Consider the following 6,018-nt stretch of genomic DNA (forward strand, 5'->3'; position numbering starts at 1 on the left):
GACTACTAGAACAGCGTTGGTTCGTCGGCGGCGGGCGTGACGTCGTCACTGGCAACGAACTCGTCGTCATCATCGATTGACAGGGCCGTTTGCTGGGTCGATTGGACACTCAAGTAATTGATCACCGCCAACGCGTCTCGAGCGGTAATCGAGCCGTCGCGATTGACATCAAGCGGCGATGCCTCAAGTGGTGTCCCATCGATCAAGTCGGAAATCAGTTCCGATTCACCGCCATTGATCTGGGCAAGGTAGTTCACGATCACTAGTGCATCGCGAGCCGAAACCTCGCCGTCAAGGTTGGCGTCTAGGGGGATGACGGTCGAAGGATTCAGCGACCCAGTGCCGTTCTTGAAGATTTGGAACTTCGAAACGTTCGCCTCGGTGATGTCCGAAGGCATTTCGAAGTCGTCGTTGAGTGCTGCGTCGATCAGGAACGTGCCCGAGCGCGACAGGTCTGTGAAATACAGATCCTTTGCACCGGTCGGCGAAGTCGCAATGAACGCCAAGCGGTTGCCGATCTTGGTTAACGATTCTGGGCTCGCCGACGTAGCGCCGTACAGATTGGCGACCAACGTGGTAGTTTCTTCTGTTCCGGTGGTGCGGAACAGTTCTCGCGTGCCATCGGGAAGCAAGGCCGTGAACGCGAGACGTTGGTTGACGACCGTTAAGTCTCGCGGTTGACCGTTCGCTCGACCCGCAATGTTGCGAACCACGCGGGAGGTCGTGCTTGTGCTCGTTACCGAGTAAAGCTCTGATCCGTTTGCGTCCTGGCCGACGAAGTAAAGTTCACCGGCGAAGGGTACCGATTCGAGCACGTGAGTAAACGCGGTGCCGTTAGGCGTCATGATTTGAACGGTACCGGCAGTGGTCCCATCGGTTCGGGACAACACTCTTGACCCATTGGTGGTTTCCTGGGTGAAGAATAGCTTTCCGTCCAAAACAACAAGGTCTTCGGGATTGGTCGAGGCAATGGCGACCGTTCCGCCCAAAGTGCCATCGCTGATGTAAAGCTGCCGCGTGCCGCCAGTTCGAGCGTTGGCCGAGAAGACAATCTTGTCGCCTAGAATTGTGATATCCGCCGGTTCGCTACTGAATCGGCTGTGGAGATTCAACAGCGGGCGAGTGTTCTCGCGTGTGCCATCGGTAACGTACAGTTCACGTTCGGATCGCGTGTTGATTGCCGTGAAGTAAAGCTTGTTCCCAATGACAGTAAGGTCCTCAGGTTCGCTGGAGATCGCACCTGACAAATTTGCAACCGCGCGAGCCGATGTGAAGTCGCCCTCGGTAACGTAAAGTTCGCGTTGTCCGTCGGCACGGACCGACGTGAAGTAGACGCGATCACCGGCATCGGTAAGGTTCATCGGTTCGCTGCCGGTGGCACCGCTGATATTGGTCAGCAACCGTGTGCCAACTTCGCTGCCATCGGTGACATAGATCTCTCGTTCACCGGTATTGGTCGTTGCGGTGAAGAACAAGCGATTGGCAGCGTAAAGCAAGTCTTGGGGTGCAAAGTCAGGACCGTCAAATCGTTCGCGAATTAAGCGAGTTGTGTTCCCATCGGACATATACAGCCCGTGTCCGCCGTGCTCGGTAACTGCGGTGAAGTAAAAGTTTCTCAGGGGGCTATCGACGATCGATCCCTTCGCGGAAACGGTCATTGTCGAATTAGCAGGATCGAATTCCAATTGGTCGTTGGTCAGTGCAGCGTCTGAACCGAACACTAAATTCGAATGGAAACGCTCGGCCGGGTTCAACGACAGTTCTAAATTGGAAACCTCGCGGTTGATGTAAACGGGAATGCTTAGCACATCAAAGGGTTGCGAACGATCGACACCGTACTCGGTGGGCAAGTACAACAACTCGCCGACGCCATTGACTTCATCAAACCCGAGCTGCGGATTGTAAACGCCGCGATTGATGGCATCGTAAAACGATTGATTGTCCCGATAGGTTCGCGAGTGAGTGTCGTAATTGTATTTGAGTGCTTGACCATTGATGGAACCATCGTTGAGCACCGGTGGCACGGACTCCAATTCGAGGTTGACCGCGACGTTATCGCCACCGGCGTCGGTAACATCGAAATCAAAGGCAAGATCGGGAAGGTTGATGCCGGCGAAAGAGACGTCGTTGTAACGCACCTCGAGCAGCATGAACCCTTCTTCGTTGGATCGGAACGAAACATCAATATGTTCGGGGCTATAGCCTAGTGCCACGACGGCATCTTTGATGGTCAAATTGGGGCTGTTGGCGAAGTCAATCAGGTCGATTGTCGTTGTTCGAGCAATCCCCACCAAAGAAACGTCGATCGTTCCTTCGACCGCATTCTTGATGCTGGGGCCGATAAGAATCCGTTGCGTTTCGGTGAGTACCGGAACGATCGCGTCGGGTAGGCTCGCAAGCACATCCACGCCGATGGAATAAGCACCGAATTCAGGTGTCTCGCCAAGTCCTGGTTCCCGCAAATCTTGATAGCTGATTTCCAGGTGGAAGATCTGGCCGACTTCGACTTCCGTGTGGCGAGTTGAAGTATCCGTCAGCGCAGTGACGTCATCGGCGGTGCGGGCGTTGAGGTGAAACGAAAGGATCTCGCCAGCTAACAGCCGCCTGGTTTCGAGTGGCTCAAAGGCTCGCATTCGACGTGACCGCGGTGAGGTAGCTTTTCGTTTCGCGCGATGGAGCATTTTGGTTGTCCTGTGACAGGCCGAAGCAGATCGGGGTGCGGGAACGTCACCTCAGCGATGTGACCGCTTCTCGGTTGGCGTTAGCCCATTTTGGCTGGCTGTAGCCCAGTCTCTTTTGGCGGGAGGCCAATGTCGGTTGGTTGAGAAAGGGGCACCCAAGTGGAAGAATGGTCGCCCAAAGGCACTCGCGATTGGATTTCCACACACCCGACCATTGTTGACTGTATTTGTCTGCGTAGCTTCTGTCAAACTAATAAAAACAATTGGATTCAGGGAATAATCAGTTAAGCTGGCTACGACATGATAGCACTCCCGTGGCTGCGTGGGTTACCCTTAATGGGGAGATTCCTGCGGTACCTCTTTTGGATGCGTGCGTCGGAGTTTCAGCCATGAGTGTTTCCCTCAGATAAAACGATAGAGCTAGCGATGGTTCGTACGAAGAACTGGTTTGGTTTTGGTATCCAGAAACCTGAACGAACCGAACGGCAGCGGCAGAAAATAAAGCGTAAGAAGCGCCGTGTTTTCGCCGAGCGTCTTGAAGACCGTCGGCTTCTAGCGCGCGACGTTTCGGGCATCCTTGCGGCGGACGATACATGGTCCGGCACGATCCATGTGACCGGCGATGTAACGGTTCCTGATAGCGTGACGTTGAACATCGATCCGGGGACGGTGATCAAGTTCGATGCAACGACCTCGCTGACCGGTGCAGGCACGATCGACGCCTTCGGCACCATCGCAAGTCCGATCATCTTCACCAGTAGTCAAGACGATAGCGTCGGCGAAGATCTGACCTCTGGCGCAACGGTTGGTGCGCCCGGAGATTGGGAATCGCTGATCTTGCGAACTGACACGTCACGGCTCGGGAATGCGGAAGTCAGGTTCGCGGGGCGCGGCGCGACTAACGTTCCAGCTGTGTTGATCGACGCTGACGCTGACCCACTGCTCGAGAGTGTCACGATCAGTGATAGCCAATCGTATGGGATGCAGATTGAAGATGGCCGCCCGATATTGCGCGATCTGTTGATCCAACGCAGCGGGACCTCGCCGATCAATCAATTCATTGCCGCGAATCCTGACTACGACGGTGTGCAGGTGAAGGGCAACAGTTTGGGTGACCATGTTCGACTCACCGGCGGCACGATCACCGAGAATCGAACTTGGGATTTCGATTCGATTCCCGTTCACGTTGTTGACACGGTATCCATCGGCAACATCGCTGGCACTAGTCCGGCCGAGCCCGCGACACTAACGATCGCGCCGGGCAGCGTGATCAAGATGCAGGATCGCGGCGATAGCATCCAAGCCCAGCCAGGGGTTCTGTCGGCCGTGGGTACCGAAGAGTTGCCGATCATCTTTACGGCCACCACCGACGATTCAGCAGGGAGTGATTCGAATGGAAATGGAACGTCGTTTTCATCCACGGGTTCTTGGGGCAGCATTTATCTTGGTAGCGATGACAGCGTGCTGCAGAACGTGGAAGTGCGGTACGCAGGTTACGGACAATCGTCGACTCCGTTGGGCGGTGTGACCATTTACAACAACGCCAGCCCGTTGTTGCAAGACGTGACGGTCCGAGATTCGCGATTCGAAGGAATCCGAATGGACAATGGCAGTCCGACGCTGCGTAACGTGACGATGCAAGGAAACGACACCTATGCGATCGTGCAACGATTGGTGGCCGATCCGATTTACGACAACGTGAACTTCGTTGACAACGATCAAGGCGACTTCATCTTCATGTATGGTGGAACGCTCACCCAAGATCGAACTTGGGATTATGGCGTCACCATTTTCATGGTGCAATCAATCCAAGTCGGCAACATCAGTGCCGGTGTCCCGGCGACATTGACGGTTGCGCCCGGTAGCGTGATCAAAGTGCAAAGCGGTGCGGGCTATGAATTGACGGCGAACCAGGGGATTTTGAAAGCGATCGGCACGGCTGCGGAACCGATTGTGTTCACATCCAGGCACGACGATTCGGTGGGTGGAGATTCCAACAGCAACGGATCGGCGACCAAACCTGCACCGGGACATTGGGAAGGCCTGATCGTCGGTAGTGACGCCAGCGAGTTGTCTCACGTCGAAGTTCGTTATGCCGGACGTCAGTTTTCCTCGTCGTCTCCCACGCCTTCGATCCTCGTTACTTCCGACGCATCGTTATCCGACATCAAGGTTTCTAATGCCGAAGACGACGGTGTGGGGGTAGTCGGCGGATCACCGACGATTACGCGATTGACCACGCAATCGGTTTCCAACGTCGGCTTGGACTTATCCAATTCTTCTAGCGTCACGGTAACGGACTCGGATTTCTTAGGCGGTCAGATCGGTGTGCGCGTCGATGCAACGTCGGTCGCAACCGTTTCCGGCAGCAGTTTCGTGGGGCAATCATCGCTCGGTGTCGAGAACCTGCGCACCGTGGCGTCCACCGCTAACTTCACGGGCAACTATTGGGGTGACGTCAACGGTCCCTTCGATCCATCCAATGCCGATGGAGTCGTAAACAACAATCCCACCGGAACGCCGGTTAGCGATTACGTGCAGTACGGTTCGTTCTTGGGTACCGCCCCACGCTCAATCGAGCACCAAGTGGTTAGCGTGACTCAGGTCAAACCCAACTTCAATCAGTCGAACACGACATTCTTAGTCACCTTCGACAGTCCTATCGACGGAACCACGTTCACGGCGGATGACCTTTCGGTCAGTGGTCCTGACGCGGTGTCAATCGTCTCGGTCACGCCGCGTGACCAAACCAATGTCGAAGTCTCGTTGAGTTCTCTTAGCACGGATGGTGATTACACATTTACGATTGGTCCCAATATTTTGGGTGCTTCGGGCTTACCGATGTCATCAGCGGTCGATGTCGTAGTCGCCGTTGATAAAACGGGACCGGACTTGATTTCGCCAGAACGGTACACGACCTACGACGAGGTTTTGACTCGCATCCCGGTCACCTTCAGCGAACCCGTCCGCGGCAAACCCTTTGCGTCGGTGTTATCGCCATCCGAAATTGAAAAGCGCGACAACTTTCAGCCAGCCGGTTTTGTAAATGATCTGGAGATGGAGTTTGCCGTTTCGATCGATAGTCTGTTCTACGCCTACGATGGATCGGGGGCTGGATTCTATGGGCTCGATGAAGCAAAAGACTTTTACGAGGGCAGAATCGGTCAACAGCTCTTTTCATCGTTCGAGTACTATTCCGAGTTGGAAATGTATCCGAACTACTATGCTCTTGCCGGAGACTACCCCGACTTCTTTCCTGATGCTGAACCCGACGAAGAGCTTTATCTCGAAGGCTATATCGCTGGCCAGGGATCTCAAACACTGACGATTCCCTCGG

Annotated in this window: 1 protein-coding gene; it reads right to left on the reverse strand. The window is 54.7% G+C overall.

What is annotated here, in order from left to right; genetic code table 11:
• Positions 1–5: 5 nt before the first annotated feature.
• Entirely contained in the window at positions 6–2,633 is a 2,628-nt protein-coding gene (locus tag Pla22_RS14900) for a dockerin type I domain-containing protein (protein ID WP_165440685.1), read from the reverse strand.
• Positions 2,634–6,018 lie beyond the last annotated feature (3,385 nt).

This window comes from Rubripirellula amarantea, from assembly GCF_007859865.1.
Taxonomy (GTDB): Bacteria; Planctomycetota; Planctomycetia; order Pirellulales; family Pirellulaceae; genus Rubripirellula; species Rubripirellula amarantea.

What these genes read in the sequence shown, in the direction of transcription:
- Pla22_RS14900 (WP_165440685.1), bottom strand. Translation starts at nt 2,633, where the DNA reads ATGCGAGCCTTTGAGCCACTCGAAACCAGGCGGCTGTTAGCTGGCGAG.